At 64.4% G+C, this 16,247-nt stretch carries 15 protein-coding genes; 8 read left to right on the forward strand and 7 right to left on the reverse strand.

Annotated features, from left to right (window positions below; all coding sequences use genetic code 11):
- The first annotated feature begins 120 nt into the window (after positions 1-120).
- Together ACHIRB_RS01290 and ACHIRB_RS01295 are read left to right on the forward strand one after the other, a co-directional pair.
- A complete protein-coding gene (locus ACHIRB_RS01290) occupies positions 121-1,128 on the forward strand; it encodes an NAD(P)-dependent alcohol dehydrogenase (protein ID WP_395123294.1) in 1,008 nt (335 codons plus the stop codon).
- A 2-nt stretch (positions 1,129-1,130) separates the two neighbouring features.
- Positions 1,131-2,633: a mannitol dehydrogenase family protein gene (locus tag ACHIRB_RS01295; RefSeq protein ID WP_395113589.1), complete on the forward strand. Its 1,503-nt coding sequence runs from the start codon at positions 1,131-1,133 to the stop codon at positions 2,631-2,633.
- Here the strand turns inward: ACHIRB_RS01295 and xylB are convergent.
- Together xylB and ACHIRB_RS01305 are read right to left on the reverse strand one after the other, a co-directional pair.
- The gene (xylB, locus tag ACHIRB_RS01300) at positions 2,622-4,028 is read right to left on the reverse strand and encodes a xylulokinase (RefSeq protein WP_395123255.1); all 1,407 of its coding nucleotides are present in this window, start codon (positions 4,026-4,028) and stop codon (positions 2,622-2,624) included. The two genes, ACHIRB_RS01295 and xylB, sit on opposite strands and share 12 nt — an antisense overlap.
- Before the next feature lie 84 nt (positions 4,029-4,112).
- On the reverse strand, positions 4,113-4,607 hold the full coding sequence (locus tag ACHIRB_RS01305; protein WP_395113058.1) for a SixA phosphatase family protein: 495 nt from the start codon (positions 4,605-4,607) through the stop codon (positions 4,113-4,115).
- A gap of 109 nt (positions 4,608-4,716) precedes the next feature.
- Here ACHIRB_RS01305 and ACHIRB_RS01310 point away from each other — a divergent pair, with 109 nt between their 5' ends.
- On the forward strand, positions 4,717-6,381 hold the full coding sequence (locus ACHIRB_RS01310; RefSeq protein ID WP_395113060.1) for an FAD-dependent oxidoreductase: 1,665 nt from the start codon (positions 4,717-4,719) through the stop codon (positions 6,379-6,381).
- 2 nt (positions 6,382-6,383) lie between these two features.
- On the opposite strand, the gene ACHIRB_RS01315 is transcribed toward ACHIRB_RS01310, so the two are convergent.
- Complete coding sequence (locus ACHIRB_RS01315) at positions 6,384-7,169, reverse strand: acyl-[acyl-carrier-protein] thioesterase (RefSeq protein ID WP_395113061.1); 786 nt, start codon at positions 7,167-7,169, stop codon at positions 6,384-6,386.
- Positions 7,170-7,296: 127 nt separating this feature from the next.
- Here ACHIRB_RS01315 and ACHIRB_RS01320 point away from each other — a divergent pair, with 127 nt between their 5' ends.
- Entirely contained in the window at positions 7,297-8,265 is a 969-nt protein-coding gene (locus ACHIRB_RS01320) for an NADPH:quinone oxidoreductase family protein (RefSeq protein ID WP_395113197.1), read from the forward strand.
- Here ACHIRB_RS01320 and ACHIRB_RS01325 read toward each other — a convergent pair whose 3' ends face one another.
- On the reverse strand, positions 8,266-8,685 hold the full coding sequence (locus tag ACHIRB_RS01325) for a PaaI family thioesterase (protein ID WP_395113063.1): 420 nt from the start codon (positions 8,683-8,685) through the stop codon (positions 8,266-8,268).
- Positions 8,682-9,269, reverse strand: a complete 588-nt coding sequence (locus ACHIRB_RS01330; RefSeq protein ID WP_395113065.1) for a TetR/AcrR family transcriptional regulator — start codon at positions 9,267-9,269, stop codon at positions 8,682-8,684. Before ACHIRB_RS01330 ends, ACHIRB_RS01325 begins: the two co-directional genes overlap by 4 nt.
- Positions 9,270-9,467: 198 nt before the next feature.
- Here ACHIRB_RS01330 and ACHIRB_RS01335 point away from each other — a divergent pair, with 198 nt between their 5' ends.
- Genes ACHIRB_RS01335 through ACHIRB_RS01345 form a run of 3 tightly spaced genes read left to right on the forward strand, consistent with a single transcriptional unit; the run spans position 9,468 to position 13,494 of the window.
- The gene (locus ACHIRB_RS01335; protein ID WP_395123295.1) at positions 9,468-11,045 is read left to right on the forward strand and encodes an FAD-binding oxidoreductase; all 1,578 of its coding nucleotides are present in this window, start codon (positions 9,468-9,470) and stop codon (positions 11,043-11,045) included.
- On the forward strand, positions 11,042-11,956 hold the full coding sequence (locus tag ACHIRB_RS01340) for a diacylglycerol kinase (RefSeq protein WP_395113066.1): 915 nt from the start codon (positions 11,042-11,044) through the stop codon (positions 11,954-11,956). The genes ACHIRB_RS01335 and ACHIRB_RS01340 overlap by 4 nt, the downstream gene beginning before the upstream one ends.
- Positions 11,953-13,494, forward strand: coding sequence for a glycerol-3-phosphate dehydrogenase/oxidase (locus ACHIRB_RS01345; RefSeq protein ID WP_395113068.1), 1,542 nt, complete (start codon positions 11,953-11,955; stop codon positions 13,492-13,494). Before ACHIRB_RS01340 ends, ACHIRB_RS01345 begins: the two co-directional genes overlap by 4 nt.
- Before the next feature lie 27 nt (positions 13,495-13,521).
- Here the strand turns inward: ACHIRB_RS01345 and ACHIRB_RS01350 are convergent, their stop codons facing one another.
- Both ACHIRB_RS01350 and ACHIRB_RS01355 read right to left on the reverse strand, forming a co-directional pair.
- The gene (locus ACHIRB_RS01350) at positions 13,522-14,181 is read right to left on the reverse strand and encodes an arsenate reductase ArsC (RefSeq protein ID WP_395113070.1); all 660 of its coding nucleotides are present in this window, start codon (positions 14,179-14,181) and stop codon (positions 13,522-13,524) included.
- Complete coding sequence (locus tag ACHIRB_RS01355; protein ID WP_395113071.1) at positions 14,178-14,873, reverse strand: arsenate reductase/protein-tyrosine-phosphatase family protein; 696 nt, start codon at positions 14,871-14,873, stop codon at positions 14,178-14,180. Before ACHIRB_RS01355 ends, ACHIRB_RS01350 begins: the two co-directional genes overlap by 4 nt.
- A 218-nt stretch (positions 14,874-15,091) precedes the next feature.
- Here ACHIRB_RS01355 and pstS point away from each other — a divergent pair, with 218 nt between their 5' ends.
- Positions 15,092-16,210: a phosphate ABC transporter substrate-binding protein PstS gene (gene pstS, locus ACHIRB_RS01360; RefSeq protein WP_395123256.1), complete on the forward strand. Its 1,119-nt coding sequence runs from the start codon at positions 15,092-15,094 to the stop codon at positions 16,208-16,210.
- The last annotated feature ends 37 nt before the right edge of the window (positions 16,211-16,247 follow it).

Consider the following 16,247-nt stretch of genomic DNA (forward strand, 5'->3'; position numbering starts at 1 on the left):
CTCGTCGAGTTTCGCGTTCGCGGTGAGCAGATGCTCAGCTCGTGCACGCTTGCTCTCGTACGCTAACATCAGAATGTGACGTACACAACACTCTCTCCGCCGGAGTCGCCGCCGAGAACGATGCGTGCAAGCGTGCTGATTGCGCCCGGCGTCATCGAGCTGCAGGAGCGCCCGACGCCACGGCCCGCGCGTGACGAGGTACTGGTCAGAGTCAGTTCTGTGGGTGTCTGCGGATCCGACGCGCACTACTTCCGGCACGGCCGAATCGGCGAGTACGTCGTCGAATCGCCCCTGATACTCGGTCACGAGGCAGCAGGCAGGATCGTCGCGGTTGGTTCCGAGGTCGATGGCGAGCGGATCGGTCAGCGTGTCTCGATCGAGCCACAGCACCCCGATCCGACCTCCGAGGAGTCGCGGTCAGGCCGGCACAACCTGTGTCCACACATGAAGTTCTACGCAACCCCGCCGGTCGACGGTGCGCTGTGCGAGTTCGTCACGATTCAGTCGTCGTTTGCACATCGAATTCCGGACTCGATCAGCAACGACGCGGCGGCTCTGTTCGAACCCCTTTCGGTGGGAATCGCCGCTGTCCGTAAGGCGGGTGTCGTCGCAGGCGCGCACGTTTTGATTGCAGGGGCCGGACCGGTCGGATTGGTGACGTTGCAGGTAGCCAGAGCTTTCGGAGCGACGCGAGTTGTCGTTTCCGACCCCGATCCGAGTCGGCGAACGGCCGCGACACGGTTCGGCGCACACGAGGTCCTCGATCCGCTCACCGCTGATGTTCGCGCGCTGCGGGTCGACGCCTTCATCGACGCATCGGGTGCCCCGCGAGCCGTCGTCGACGGCATGCATGCCGTGCGGCCGGCTGGGACCGTCGTGCTCGTCGGAATGGGCGCCGACGAGCTGTCGATGCCGGTGTCGTTGCTGCAAACCCGAGAGTTGGTCCTCACCGGTGTGTTTCGATATGCCAACACCTGGCCGACGGCCCGTGAACTCGTGGAGGCGGGATCCGTCGATCTGGACTCGATGGTCACGCACAGATTCACCCTCGATCAGGTCGCCGACGCGCTCGCTGCTGACCGGATCGAAGGCAGTATCAAAGCAGTCGTCGATGTAGCAGGGAGGTAGCAATGGCCGCGGTGGTCGATCGAAAGTCGGGTTCGGTGCGACTCGACGCAAAGTCGGTCGCGCAGTTCGCCGATTCGGTGTCGGTGCCGACCTACGACCGTTCCGAGATCACGGTCGGCATAGTGCATTTCGGCGTCGGTGGTTTCCACCGTGCACACCAGGCGATGTACGTCGATGCGCTGCTCGAACGCGGCGGCGCTCGGGACTGGGGCATCTGCGGGGTCGGTGTACTCCCGTCGGATCGAACTATGCGCGACGTGCTGGCCGCGCAGGACTGCCTCTACACGCTGGCGGTGACTGCTCCCGACGGTTCGTGGACGGCGCGCGTGATCGGGTCGATCGTCGAATACCTCTATGCTCCGGACGATCCGGAGAAGGTGATCGCGACGATGGCGAACGAGGCGACCCGCATCGTCTCCTTGACCATCACTGAAGGCGGCTACAACTTCTCGGCGACGACGGGCGAGTTCGACGCGGACAATCCGGCCATCGTTGCCGACCTGGTGCCGAATGCCGTCCCTGCAACAACTTTCGGCTACGTCATCGAGGCGCTCGCTCGCCGTCGGGCGCGCGGTCTCCCTCCGTTCACGATCATGTCCTGCGACAACATCGAGGGCAACGGCCACATCGCGCGGTCGACGTTCACGGCGTTCGCACGGCTGCGAGACCCCGATCTCGCAAACTGGATCGAGACCGAGGGCGCGTTTCCGAACTCGATGGTCGACCGCATCACGCCGGCGACGACGGCTGCGACGACCGCGGAGATCGCAGAGCGGTACGGCATCGACGACGCCTGGCCGGTAGCGACCGAACCGTTCACCCAATGGGTGCTCGAAGACTCCTTCACACTCGGCCGCCCCGACTTCGACAGTGTCGGTGTGCAACTCGTCGACGATGTCGCGCCGTACGAGTTGATGAAACTCAGGTTGCTCAACGCCAGCCATCAATCGATGTGCTACTTCGGCTATCTGAGTGGTTACCGACTTGTGCACGAGGTCGCCCAGGATCCGCTGTTCGCGCGATTCCTGTTGCGGTACATGGACAACGAGGCGACGCCGACGCTGCGGCCGGTACCCGGCGTCGACCTCGACGAATACAAGCACACCCTGATCGAGCGCTTCTCGAACGCGTCCGTGCGCGATACCGTTGCCCGGCTGTGTGCCGAATCGTCCGATCGAATTCCGAAGTGGCTGCTGCCTGTCATCAGGCACCAGCTCGAGTCCGGCGGCGAGATCACCTGCGCGGCAGCGGTTGTGGCAAGTTGGGCAAGGTACGCCGAGGCCGTGGACGAGGAAGGTGAACCGATCACCATCGTCGACCAACTGCGCGATCGACTGATGCCGCTCGCCGCGTCGCAACACGAGGACCCCACCGCATTTCTCACCGATCGAGCGGTGTTCGGCGACCTGATCGACGAGCCTAGGTTCGTCGAGGCCTACCTGGCCGGCCTCGATTCGCTGCACACAATCGGCGCACGAGCGACGGTGGCACAACTAGCCGAGTAGCGGCGACCCGTCGGTCAGCTCGCGGACCGACCCGTACCGCTCCCTGATCTCGGGCGTCGCGACACCGTCGTACACGGTCGCCGTCGCGTGGGTCCAGCGCGGCGGTTCAACGTTGCCCGACAACGCCCACGCAGCTTGTCGAGCAGCACCATCGGCGACGTATTCGCCCGGTTCGGGAACGGCGACGGGAACACCGAAAATCGTAGGCGCGAGTTCGCAAATCGCTGTGGAGCGCGCGCCGCCGCCGACGAGCAGCACGCGGTCGGTCCGCACACCCTGGTGCCGCAGTCGGTCGATGCCGTCTGCAAGCCCGCACAGCAGCCCCTCGACCGCGGCCCTCGCCAGATGGCCTGGAGTCGAATTGTGTTGCCGTAGTCCGTGTATCGCGCCGGTTGCAGCAGGACGATTGGGGGTCCGCTCACCTTCGAGGAAGGGAACGAGCACCAAGCCTTCGCTCGCCGAGGCCAACGCCAGCTCTGCCAAACGGGCATGGTCGACGCCGAGCAGCTTCGCCATGGCGTCGAGCACCGGCGCACCGTTCAGTGTGCACAGCAGTGGCAGCTGCCGTCCGGTCGCGTCGGCGAACGCGGCGACCTCACCCGAGGCGTCGTTCGGCGTCACCGTCGAGACGGCGGACACCACGCCGGATGTTCCGATCGATACGACCACATCGCCGTCGCGGGCGTCGAGCGCAAGCGCGGCTGCGGCGTTGTCACCGGTACCCGGACCGAGTGCCGCGCCTGTCGACGAAGCCCGGCCGACCACCTCCGACGGACCCGCGACCCGGGGTAGCAGCGGCTCGCGTCCGCGCAGAGCGAGACTCAGCAGATCGGTTCGGTAGGCGTTCGTCGCGGCCGAGAAGTAGCCGGTGCCGCTCGCGTCACCCCGGTCGGTCGTCAACGTGTCCAGACCCGCAGCACCCGTGAGCTGCCAGGTCAGCCAGTCGTGCGGCAGGCAGACCGCTGCGGTCCGGTCGGCGGCGTCGGGTTCGTTGTCGGCAAGCCAGCGCAGTTTGGCTGCCGTTATCGCGGCGACCGGAACCACACCGACCGCATCGGTCCAGGCCTGCGCGCCACCGAGGTCGCTCACGAGGTCGGCAGCCGAGGAGGCTGAGCGGGTGTCGTTCCACAGCAGTGCGGGCCGGACGACCGCGCCGTCGGCGTCGAGGCAGATCATGCCGTGTTGTTGGGCTCCGACAGAGATGGCGTCGACGTCGTCGAGGCCGCCCGCGTCGGCGATCGCCTCGGCCATCGCGTCCGCCCAGTGTTGAGGGTCGACCTCGGTGCCGGGCGGGTGTTTGGCGCGTCCGGAGCGCACGAGAGCGCCGGTCGCGGCGTCGCGGACGACGACCTTGCAGGACTGGGTTGACGAATCGATACCGGCGACGAGAGTCACCCCACGAGCGTAGGCGGCTCCGCCGCTCGTGAGTCTTTTCGGAGGTCAGAACCTGAAGAAAAGACTCACGAGGCGCGGAGCGCCCTATCTTGGAATATGAAACGCAACCAGCTCGGCGAGGCCGGTATCGAGCTGGTACCACGGCAGATCGAATTCCAGGATCGCCAGCGCAGAGGTGGGGAACTTCTTGCTGACCTGCTCGGCGGGCGGTGAACTGCGATTCGAGGCCAGTTCCCATGTGGTGTACGGCATGCCGGGCGCATGGCCGAGGATCAGCAGCGTCGAAACAGCGTCGTCGACACCGTGCACAAGATCGATCAGTTGATGCGGCGATGCGCCGTAGATCGTCTCGTCGAAGCGGGTCGGGGCGTCTAGCTTGGTCGCGATCAACGTCTCCCGAGTGCGCAGCGATGTCGAGCACAGGATCCCGTCGACGGGCGGTTGATGCTCTCGCAACCAGTCGCCGGCAAGTGCGGCTTCGCGTTGCCCACGAGGTGCGAGGGGACGCTCGTGATCTCCGATCCCGGTCGGATATGCGGACTTGCCGTGCCGCATGAGGATCAGTACTCGCCGTGTCATACGAACACGGTATGCGCCCGATACTCGTGCGGCACACTTGAGGAGACAATGTTCAAACTATGGTCACCCTGACCTACTCGACGATTGATTGCACGACGAGGATCGACACATGGCCTACGTGATCACCCAGCAGTGCTGCAACGATGCGAGCTGCATCTCCGAATGCCCTGTCGACTGCATTCGGCCGACACCGGAGCAACGAGAATTCGACAGCACCGAGATGCTCTACATCGACCCCGACACGTGCATCGACTGCGGCGCCTGCGTCGACGCCTGCCCGGTCGACGCGATCTTCTCCGAAGACGAGTTGTCGGCGTCGCTAGCGCGATTCAAGGATGTCAACGCCGCCTGGTTCGAGCGGCATCCGCTGGAGCCGGACGTCTCGCCTCTCGTCATCCCGGTTCGTCCGCCGAAATCTCTCGGCACGCTGCGGGTCGCGGTTGTGGGTGCGGGTCCGGCTGCGTGTTACGCCGCCGAGAATCTACTGATGCGCGCCGACGTCGAGATCGAAATGCTCGAAAAGCTGCCGACCCCATGGGGTCTGGTTCGTGCTGGTGTCGCGCCGGACCATCCTGGCACCAAGGGTGTCAGCGCGATGTTCGAATCGGCGTTCAAGCGCGAGACGTTTCAGTATCACCTCAACGTCGAGGTCGGCAAGCACATCAGCCACGACGAGTTGCTCGAGCATCATCACGCCGTGGTCTACGGCGTCGGCGCGTCCAGCGACCGGCGGCTCGACATCCCAGGTGAGGACCTGCAAGGTTGCCACGCCGCAACGGAATTCGTCGCCTGGTACAACGGCCATCCCGATTACGCCGACCACACCTTCGACCTGTCGGGCGAGCGTGCCGTCATCGTCGGCAATGGCAACGTCGCCCTCGATGTCGCTCGTGTCCTGACGCTCAGCGTCGACGACCTCGCCAAGACCGATATCGCCGACCATGCACTGGAAGCGTTACGGCACAGCAATATTCGTGAAGTTGTGTTGCTCGGCCGCCGTGGACCCGCGCAGGCCGCCTACACCTCGTCGGAGTTCCTGGCGCTCGCGTACCTGAAGGACATCGACATCGTGATCGACGAAAACGATGTGGTGCTGGATGCTGCGAGCCAGGCGATCGTGGACGATCGCGAGACCGAGCCGCCGATCAAGCTGAAGGTGCAACTTGCCGGCGAGTATGCGGGCAAGCCAGTCGATCCAGGCCGCAAGCGAATTGTGTTCCGTTACCTGGTATCTCCCGTCGAGGTTCTCGGTACCGACCGAGTCGAGGGCATCCGCGTCGTCGAGAACGAACTCGATGCCGACCTCGCCGCTGTAGCGACGGACCGGACGGAGACGATCGAGACGTCGCTCGTCATCAGATCGATCGGCTACAAAGGGCTGCCTATCGATTCGTTGCCGTTCGACGATCGCCGTGGTGTCGTGCCCAACGACAAGGGCAGGGTGCTCGGCGACGACGGAGCTCCGGTTCCGGGTGTGTACGTGACGGGCTGGATCAAGCGTGGCGCACGCGGGATCATCGGCTCCAACAAGACCGACGCCGAACAGACGGTCGCGCAGATCTTGGCCGACTTCGAGGCCGGCGTACTCGCGAAGCCGGCGAAAGATCGTGCGGCACTGCAGAAACTCCTGGCGAGTCGGCAGTCGGACGTGGTCGACCGCGCGGGCTGGCGTGCCATCGATCAGGCAGAGCGGCAGCAAGGCAAAGCAGCCGGCAGGCCGCGGGTCAAGTTCACCTCGGTTGCCGAGATGATCGACGTCGCGAGAAAGGGCTGACGTCAGTCCGTGCTGTCCGTCAGTGGCGCGACCCGGGCGACAGCGCGCACGTCGTTGTCGACGACATACCAAAGTTTGAGTGTCGGTGTCCCGGTGCGCCCGTCGCCGCCTTCGAGGCGAGTCCGGATCGATACCGACTCGCGCGGAAAGATCGGCGCGATGTACTCCAGCACGGCGCGATGCGGAACGGCGACCAGTTTCGGCAGGTCGAGCAGACGCTCTTCGATGGCGTGCCAGTACGCCGCGTTGTTGAGGTGATTGAACTGGTCGATGTCGGTCGCGCGTAGCCAGAACGTGGTGTCGCGCTCCGACTCCGGAGGTGGCGGTTCGGCCAGCCACGGCCGCCACCGCAACCTGTGCTGGTCGGTTGTCTGAGCAAGGTAGCCGAGGCCCTCGTCGCTGATGCGCGTGGGCAGACCGGTCTTCTCGCTGATGTTGATCCAGAAACCTTCGGACTCGATGAGGCCGCCACCAGGACTGTTGATGCTGACCCGCATGTTGGTCCAGCGGGTCGACATGCCCGAGCACCACCGTCGCAACTCCACGACGTCGGGCCAGACAACGGGTCGAAGCACATCGACGACGGTGCGACGAACGACCCAGAACGGATCCGTCGATGCGAAGAAGGTGGACTGCAGGTTCTCCCAGGCGATGTCTTGCAGGTATCGCGCCGCGCCATCGAGTCGGAGCCGGTTGTCGGGATCGACGTCGGCTGCGCGCACTGGCCATGACGAAGTGAATCCCAACCCGTCAGCTGGTGGCGGGGCTAGCGGCTGGTCGAGTGACACTGGTCGGCTCCTCGTGATCCGCGGTGTCGGTGCGTTGTCCCCATGAACTTTACGGGGCAATCGCGACATAGCATCGATCAGGACAACCTAGACACAGGTAACAGTCCGACCCGTGAACGGAGATCGAGTGCGCGCAATCCAGGTGACCAGCCTCACTGGGCCCGCAGGAATCGAGTTCGGCGAAGTGCCCGAGCCCGTGACGACCGGCATGGTGTCCATTCAGGTTCGTGCTGTCGGCGTGTGCTTTCCGGATCTGCTCGTCAGTTACGGCAAGTACCAGATGCGACCCGATCCGCCCTTCGTCCCGGGTTCGGAGATTGCGGGTGTGGTCACGGCGGCGCCCGAAGTCAGCGAGTTCGCCGTCGGTCAGCGTGTGCTTGCGACGCTGCCCTTCCTGGGTGGTTACGCGGAACGCGCAGCGGCACCGGAGCAGCTGGTGCTCCCGCTGCCCGACGAGCTGTCGTTCGCCGAAGGCGCGTCGATGATCATCAACTATCAGACGATGGAGTTCGCCTACCTGCGACGGGCGAAGTTGGTCGCGGGGGAGACGGTTGTGGTGCTCGGCGCCGCGGGCGGAGTCGGCACCGCCGCAATTCAACTCGCGAAGGCACACGGTGCGCGGGTGATTGCGGTCGTTCGTCGCGACAGTGCGGACGACTTCCTGCGCTCGCTCGGCGCGGACGAAGTGGTCCGATTGGCGCCCGGCTGGGATGGGGTCGTTCGAGAACTAGCCGGCGACGACGGGGTCGCGGTAGTTGTCGATCCCGTTGGTGGCGATGCGTTCGACGACGCCGTGCGCGTGCTGAAGCCGGAGGGTCGGCTGGTGGTCATCGGTTTCGCGGGTGGTTCGATTCCGACCGTCAAGATCAATCGTGTGCTCTTCCGCAACATCAGCATTGTCGGGGCCGCCTGGGGCGAATTCTTGCGGCACGACCTCGGTGCGGTCAGAGAGGTGCACGATTCGCTGACTCGATTGGTTGCCGCCGGTTTGCGTCCCGTTGTGCAGGCGACGTACCCGCTCGCCGACGCGGCGCAGGCACTGCTCGATCTCGAAGAGGGTCGAGTACTCGGTAAGGCCGTGCTAGCGGTCGACTGATCAAGCAGCCTTCTCGATCAGCTTGGTCGTACCTTGGGCCGCCGCAACCAAGACAGGTGCCCGGTCGGCCTCGTCCGAGTAGATCTCGCAGTGGCACAACGCCTGTCGACGAGTAGCACTGATCACCTTCGCTTCGGCGCGCAACGTCGTGCCTGCCGCTGGGCGGAGATAGGTGATCGTGAAGCCTGCGGTCAGAACGTTCGGGCCGAGCACCGAACCGGCGGCGAACGTCAGCACGTTGTCCGCCGCGTAGGCGAGGACGCCACCGTGGACGAGACCGAACTGCTGCCGCAGTTCGTCCCGGATCGGGATCTGCAGGGTTGCTTCGCCCTCGCGGAACAACGTGATCCGTCCGCCGACAAGCGAATTGAACGGCTGTCCGGCGAGTATCCGGCGCGCGTCGTCGATGGTGAGGGTCATCGGGTCTCCTTGGTGTCCGGTGTCCTGATGTCCGGTGCCTTGACGGCCTGCCATGCGGCGTCGGCGAGTACGTCGGCAACGTCGGTCGGATCTTGTTCGAGTTCGCCGCCGAGCCACAGCCGCGAAAATTCCTGTGCAGGCCCGAGCCACAGTGCGTAGACGACGTTGAAGTCGAGCGCCTTGACAGCGTCGTAGCCGGCGTGGGTCCGCCACCAGCGCATGGTGTTTCGGAAGAACTCCACGTTTGCGGCGTTCGATGCCATGCCTGCTGGCTTGGCGCCCATGAGCACCGTGGCGCGCGATCGGTTGCTCGCAACCCAGTGGAGATGCTGTGCAACAACAGCTTTGATGCCGTCTTCGGCGGTATCGCTGTCCCGCAGGACGTTCCAGAACTGCTCCTGATAGTCGCCGAGTGCGTGTTCCCAGACCTGGCGGTACAGCTGCGATTTGTCGGGAAAGTGGTGATAGAGCGCGCCGACGCTGACGCCGACGTCGGCTCGGATGTCGGACAGCGTCGTGTCGAGGGCGCCGTGCTCGGCAAAGAGACGCTCTGCGGCAAGAATCAACCGATCTCGAACCTGCATAAACAGAATATAGTTCTGTTCTGGCATTCCGGCAAGACGAATCCGGTGGCGTGCGCCTGCCGTCGGGATCGATACCCTTCGCACGAAAAGTTCGAGAAGCGATCCGAGAACTGCAGGAAGTGCAAGGCTGAACCAAAGATCTGCAGACCGAAGGAGTATCGAGTGAACACCGCTGCGCCGACCCTGCCCAAACCGTTGATGAAGTGGAATGCATGGGGTGATCCGGCGCTGGCAAAGCCGTTGTCGGACAGGATTCTCACCCTGTTGACAAGTGTTTTCGGCGAGTTGCAGCACGTGGACACACCGGATGCGGCAGACGTTGTGCTGCGGCCGTCCGCGCTGACGCCCGACGATATTGCTGCTCTCACCGCTGCGGTCGGAGCCGAGAACTTCAGTACCGCCGACGCGGACCGACTGCCTCGCGCAGGCGGTAAATCGACGTTCGATCTGCTTCGCCGCAAAAGCCGCGATGTGCAAGACGCGCCGGACGCGGTGGTTCTGCCCGCGACCGACGAGGAGGTCGCCGCTGTGCTCGCTGTCTGTGTCGAGCGACGCATAGCGGTCGTACCGTTCGGCGGCGGCACTTCGGTGACCGGTGGTCTCGAACCGATCCGCGGTGACTTTGCCGCCGTGATCTCGCTCGATCTGCACCACTCCGATCAGTTGAGCAAACTCGACGAGGTCTCGCGTGAGGCAACGCTCGGTGCTGGTCTTACCGGTCCTGCCGCTGAAGCACTGCTAGCCGAACAGGGCTACGAACTCGGCCACTATCCGCAGAGCTTTCGTTTCGCCACGATCGGCGGGTTCGCGGCAACCCGCTCGTCGGGTCAGGATTCTGCCGGTTTCGGCCGCTTCGACGACATGATCCGCGGCCTTCGGGTCATCACCCCGGAAGGTGTGCTCGACCTCGGCCGCGCGCCGAAATCGGCCGCAGGTCCGGACCTGCGTGAGTTGTTCTCCGGCTCCGAGGGCACCTTCGGCATCATCACCGCGGTGCGGTTGCGGGTGCATCCGGTCCCCGCCGAGAAGCGACACGAGTCGTGGCGCTTTCCCGATTTCGCAACCGGTGCTGCCGCGCTGCGCGCAGTCACCCAGAACGGCACCGGCCCCACCGTGATCAGGTTGTCCGACGAGGTCGAGACCGGGCTGAACCTGGCGATGACCGACAAGATCGGGGGCGATCAGGTCTCCGGTGGCTGTATCGGCATGACCGTCTTCGAGGGCACCGCCGATCAGGTGAACGGCAGGCACGAGACAACCCGAGCGGCACTTCTGGCTGCGGGGGGCGAGTCGCTGGGTGACGAACCTGCCCTGGCGTGGGAGCACGGCAGGTTCGACGCCCCCTACCTCAGGGACGGACTGCTTGCGAACGGTGCGCTGTGTGAAACACTCGAGACCGCGACCGACTGGGGCAACCTGGATCGGCTCAAAGGTGCTGTGACACAGGCATTGCAAGCCACGTTGCAGGAAACAGGAACCGGATCGATTGTGATGTGCCACATCTCGCACATCTACCCGACGGGTGCCTCGTTGTACTTCACCGTGATCGGCGCGCAGCGCGGCGATCCGATAGCGCAGTGGCAGCGGGCCAAAAACGCTGCGTGCGATGCGATCATGGCGAACGGCGGCACCATCACCCATCATCACGCGGTCGGCGCAGATCATCGACCGTGGATGGATCAGGAGGTCGGCGAACTCGGCGTGCGTGTGCTGCGCGCGGTCAAGGCCGCCGTCGACCCGACCGGAATCCTCAACCCGGGGAAGCTGATTCCGTGACCAAGCGCGTTGCTTTGTTCTCCAATCCCAAGTCGGGTGCGGGCAAGAGCGGGGAGATCACGGCTCGTGCGGTCCGGCGACTGCGTGAGCGCGGATTGCAGGTCGACGAGTACGTCGGTAGCGACCCCGACGATGCGCGACGACTGGCAAGGGAGGTCCTCGAACGCGGTTCGGACGTGGTCGCCGCTGTCGGCGGCGATGGGATGATTTCCCATACGCTGCAGCAGCTTTGCGGAACCGATGTGCCACTCGGCATCATCCCGGCGGGTACCGGCAACGACCATGCTCGTGCCTACGACATCCCGCGGGACGATCCCGAGGCCGCGGCGGACATCATCGCGGACGGGAATTCGACGCGAGTCGACGTCGGGCAGGCTGTACGAGCGGACGGGGTCACTCGCTACTTCGGTTCCATCGCGGCCGCAGGTTTCGACTCGCTGGTCACCGACCGCACCAACCGCATGTCGTGGCCGCGCGGCCGAATGCGTTACAACGTTGCACTTGTGGCCGAGTTGGCCAACTTGCGGCCGCTGCCGTTTCGGCTGACGCTCGACGATGGAACGGTGATCGAGCGGGACATCACATTGGTGGCGATCGGAAACACACGCAGCTACGGCGGCGGCATGCTCGTCTGCCCGAATGCCGACCCGACCGACGGGTTGCTCGACGTCACCGTGATCGCTGCCGGCTCGCGACTGAATCTCCTGCGATCGTTCCCGAAGGTGTTCAGCGGCAAGCACATCGAGTTGCCCGAGGTGCAGACGTTCCGCACCACGTCGATCCGCGTCGAGTCTGCGGGGATCACGGCGTATGCCGATGGCGAACCCATCGGCCCGCTTCCCGTCGAGATCAGCGTGCTCCCTCGCCATCTCAGCATCCTCACGCCGAGCAGAAAGGCAGTAGCGAAATGACTTCCGACCAGTCGGCGAAACTGGACGCCCGGCTACGGCGCAGGCACCTCGAAGAGCTCTCGGACCGCAGCGACGTCGACGTCTTGGTGGTAGGTGGTGGCGTCACCGGTGTCGGTATTGCTCTCGACGCCGCAACGCGCGGGTTGCGGACGGTGCTCGTCGACGCACACGATCTCGCCTTCGGCACCAGCAGGTGGAGTTCGAAGCTCGTGCACGGCGGCTTGCGGTATCTCGCGTCCGGTCGGCTCGGCGTAGCGCACGAAAGTGCTGTCGAGCGGGGCATTCTTATGACCCGCACCGCGCCGCACCTGATTCATGCGATGACCCAGGTCGTTCCCCTGATGCCGTCGATCACGCTGTCCCACCGGTTGCTCGTCCGCACGGGATTCATTGCTGGGGACACGCTTCGGGCGGTGGCCCGCACGCCGGGTTCGGTGCTGCCGCGATCGCGAAAGGTGAACGCGGCGAGGACGATCGAACTTGTCCCCGGCGTCCGCACCGATGGGCTGAAAGGTGGCCTGCTCGCCTTCGACGGGCAACTCGTCGACGACGCTCGGCTGGTCGTGACAATCGCACGAACCGCTGCCGAACACGGCGCGTCGATCCTCAATCATGTGCGCGCCGACGAGGTGACCGGGTCGTCGGCTCGACTCACCGACACCACAACGGGTGAAACCTTCACGCTCGCAGCAAAAGCGGTCATCAACGCGACCGGCGTGTGGGCCGCGGAGGTGGATTCCTCGATCAAGCTGCGCCCGAGCCGCGGCACCCACTTGGTCTTCGACGCGGAACTGTTCGGCAATCCGACAGGAGCGCTGACCGTTCCGGTGCCGGGTTCGATCAGTCGCTTCATCTTCGCGCTACCGCAGCAGCAGGGTCGGATCTACCTCGGCCTCACCGACGAGGATGCGCCCGGCCCGATACCCGACGAACCGCAGGCCGCTGACTCGGAAATCGATTTCCTCCTCGACACCGTGAACACCGCTCTGCAGGTCCCAGTGACCCGCAACGACATTCGCGGCACCTACTCCGGACTGCGACCGCTACTCGACAGCGGTGGCGGCGAAACCTCGGACGTATCGCGCAAACATGCCGTACTGGAATCACCGAACGGACTGATCACGATCGTCGGCGGCAAGCTGACCACCTACCGCCGGATGGCGCAGGATGCCGTCGACAAGGCAGTCGAAGTACGTGGCCTGCAGGCGTCGGAATGCAAGACCCACAACCTGCCTTTGATCGGCGCGCCCGCCCACGCGGCGAGCACAGCGACCGACGGTCTGCCGGATTCGCTCGTCGCACGTTACGGCGGCGCGGCGCGGACCGTCCTCGATGCGGCAACCGTGGCCATGCCCCTCGAACCGATCGCCGACGGCGTCGACGTCACCAGGGCGGAGATCGAGTTCGCGATCACCAACGAGGGTGCGGTGGACGCCTCCGACGTGCTCGACCGCAGGACCAGGATCGGCCTGGTCGCGGGCGACGCCGATCGAGCGCGGCCCGCCGTACAAGAGATTCTCGATGCCGTGTCCACCTAGTGACGTCGGCGGCCCGCGTGCATTCGGTCAGGCAGCGACAGTGACGTCGAGTTCCTCGAGGAGTGCTCTGACTCGCCTCTCGATGTCGTCGCGAATCGGCCGGATGGCATCGACGTCGAGACCTGCTGGATCGGCGAGGACCCATTCCTCGTAGCGTCGCCCGGGAAATACCGGGCACGCATCCCCGCAGCCCATCGTGATGACCACGTCGGCGGCGCGGACGACCTCGTCGGTCCACGGCTTCGGGTACTCGTGGGAGATGTCGATTCCCCGCTCCGCCATGGCCGCAACGGCTTCCGAGTTCACGCTGATGCCCGGCTCGGAACCGCCCGACCATGCCACTGCGTTGTCGCCGGCAAGATGTTCGAAGAAGCCCATTGCCATCTGCGAGCGGCCCGCGTTGTGGGTGCACAGGAATAGTACCGTCGGCAGGCCGTTGTCCGATTTTCCCTCGACCTTGGCCAACGCACGGAGGCGTTGGCGGGCGAACCGCTCGGCTAGCAATGGCAGAAAGTTGACTACTGTTGCGCGGCCGGCGAATTGATCGTAGGACGAGTGCAGGAACCGCTCGATCGTCTCGACGCCGAACATGTCGCCGAACTCTGTGAGCAGTTGCGTTGCCGCAGTTTTTAGTGCGAGTCGTTGATCGATGGAAAGTTCGCGGATGGTCTCGATGTTCTGTGTCATGCGATGGCTCCGTTGCTTGTCGGGTCGAGTGCTGGCACGAGACGGCTGATGCGCTGGGTGAGGTCGTCGACGGTTCGGTCGAAGGCCGCATCCAGGTTGGCGGGCACGGGGTCTGGGATCGACCAGTGCATTCGTAGGGAATCGGCGGGCAGATCTTCGTGTGCGTTGTCGCACACGGCGATGACGAGGTCGCCGGGGGAAAGAACGTCCTCGAGTCGGCGTGGATGGCGGGGTTGCATTCGGAGTCCCAGTCGCTCGGCGGCCGCGACCGCTTGGGGATGAACCCGGGCTGCGGGCGCGGTTCCGCCCGATGCTGCAGGGACCTCGCTCAGTCGATTCCAGACGGCGACTGCCAGCTGTGATCTGGCGGAGTTCTGGGTGCAGACGAATACGACTCGGGAAGCGTCCTGGCTGGTGGAAGGAATCATCGCGTCGAGGGCGGATGGAACAAACTGCAGGTAGGTGCGTCGCCGGTCACCTTCGGAGCGCGTGCGGCTCACAACGCCGGCTCGCTCGAGTACGCGGAGATGGTGGGCGAGCAGGTTCGATGGCATCGAAATCCGGACCTGCAGCTCCGACGGCGACGCGTCGGCGAGCAACAACGCATCCACGATTGCCAGTCGGCCGACATCTGCCAGTGCAGCGTGAATCGACGCTCGCTTGGACAAATCGGCATCTAGGTCAGTAGTCATTGACTCAATAGTGATTGAGCTATTGATCGCGGTCAAGGGTCGCCGAGCTTCCCGATCGATCGGTTCATCTCTCGTTCATCTAAGGGCTGTTCGACATTCATTACGGACACCTAGGTTCACTGCCGAGCGACGACCGATTTGCTCGGCGGAATACGTTCCGCGACTCGGCCTGACCGGTGGCGACTCTGTTCACGCCACCCCAATCTTGAAGGAGCTACGTGAAGCTCAACCGATCCGGTGCTGCCCTGAGCCTGTTCGCAGCCAGCACTCTGATTCTTTCCGCGTGTGGCAGCGACAACAACGCGCCAAGCTCGTCGAACGGTGCCTCGGGTGACACATCCAACGTGCAGTGCGGCGGCAAGTCGTCCCTGAAGGCAAGTGGCTCGACCGCACAAGCCAACGCAATGACCAGGTTCGTCAATGCCTACGAGCAGGCATGCAGTGGGCAGACCCTCAACTACACCTCCAACGGCTCAGGCGCGGGCGTCACCGAATTCATCGGTAAGCAGACCGACATCGGTGGATCCGACTCACCGCTGTCGGCTTCCAAGGGCGAGTACGACAAAGCCAAAACCCGTTGCGGCTCCGACGCGTGGAACCTGCCGGTCGTGTTCGGTCCCCTCGCGGTGACGTACAACGTGGAGGGTGTCGACAACCTCGTCCTCGACGGACCGACGACTGCCAAGATCTTCAACGGCACGATCAAGACGTGGGACGACGCAGCGATCAAAGCTCTGAACGAAGGCGCGTCACTGCCTGCGGAAGAAATCAATGTGATCTTCCGCAACGACGAGTCCGGCACCACCGATAACTTCCAGCAGTACCTGGAGGCCGCATCCGACGGTGCGTGGGGTAAGGGCGCAGGTAAGGGCTTTGCCGGCGGCGTAGGCGAAGGTGCAAAGGGTAACGAGGGCACCTCGGCCGCTGTCAAGAACACGGAGGGCGCGATCACGTACAACGAGTGGTCCTACGCTCAGTCGCAGAACCTCAGCACCGCCAAGATCGTGACGTCCGCTGGACCGGACGCCGTGGAGATCAGCACCGAGACGGTCGGAAAGACCATCGCAGGCGCCAAGATCAAGGGCGAGGGCAACGACCTGGTCCTCGACACGTCGTCGTTCTACAAGCCGACCGAAGCCGGTTCGTACCCGATCGTTCTCGCGACCTACGAAATCGTGTGCTCCAAGTACCCGGACGCCGAGGTTGGCACCGCCGTCAAGGCATTCCTGCAGTCGACGATCGGAGCGGGCCAGGAAGGTCTGACCGACAACGGCTACATTCCGCTGCCCGAAGCCTTCCAAGCGAAGCTTTCCGCAGCTGTCAACGCGATTTCCTGACCGAAAGTCCAACCGATGGCCCTCCAGCCCGAAGTAA

The sequence above is a fragment of the Antrihabitans spumae genome (genome assembly GCF_043944905.1).
Taxonomy (GTDB): Bacteria; Actinomycetota; Actinomycetes; order Mycobacteriales; family Mycobacteriaceae; genus Antrihabitans; species Antrihabitans spumae.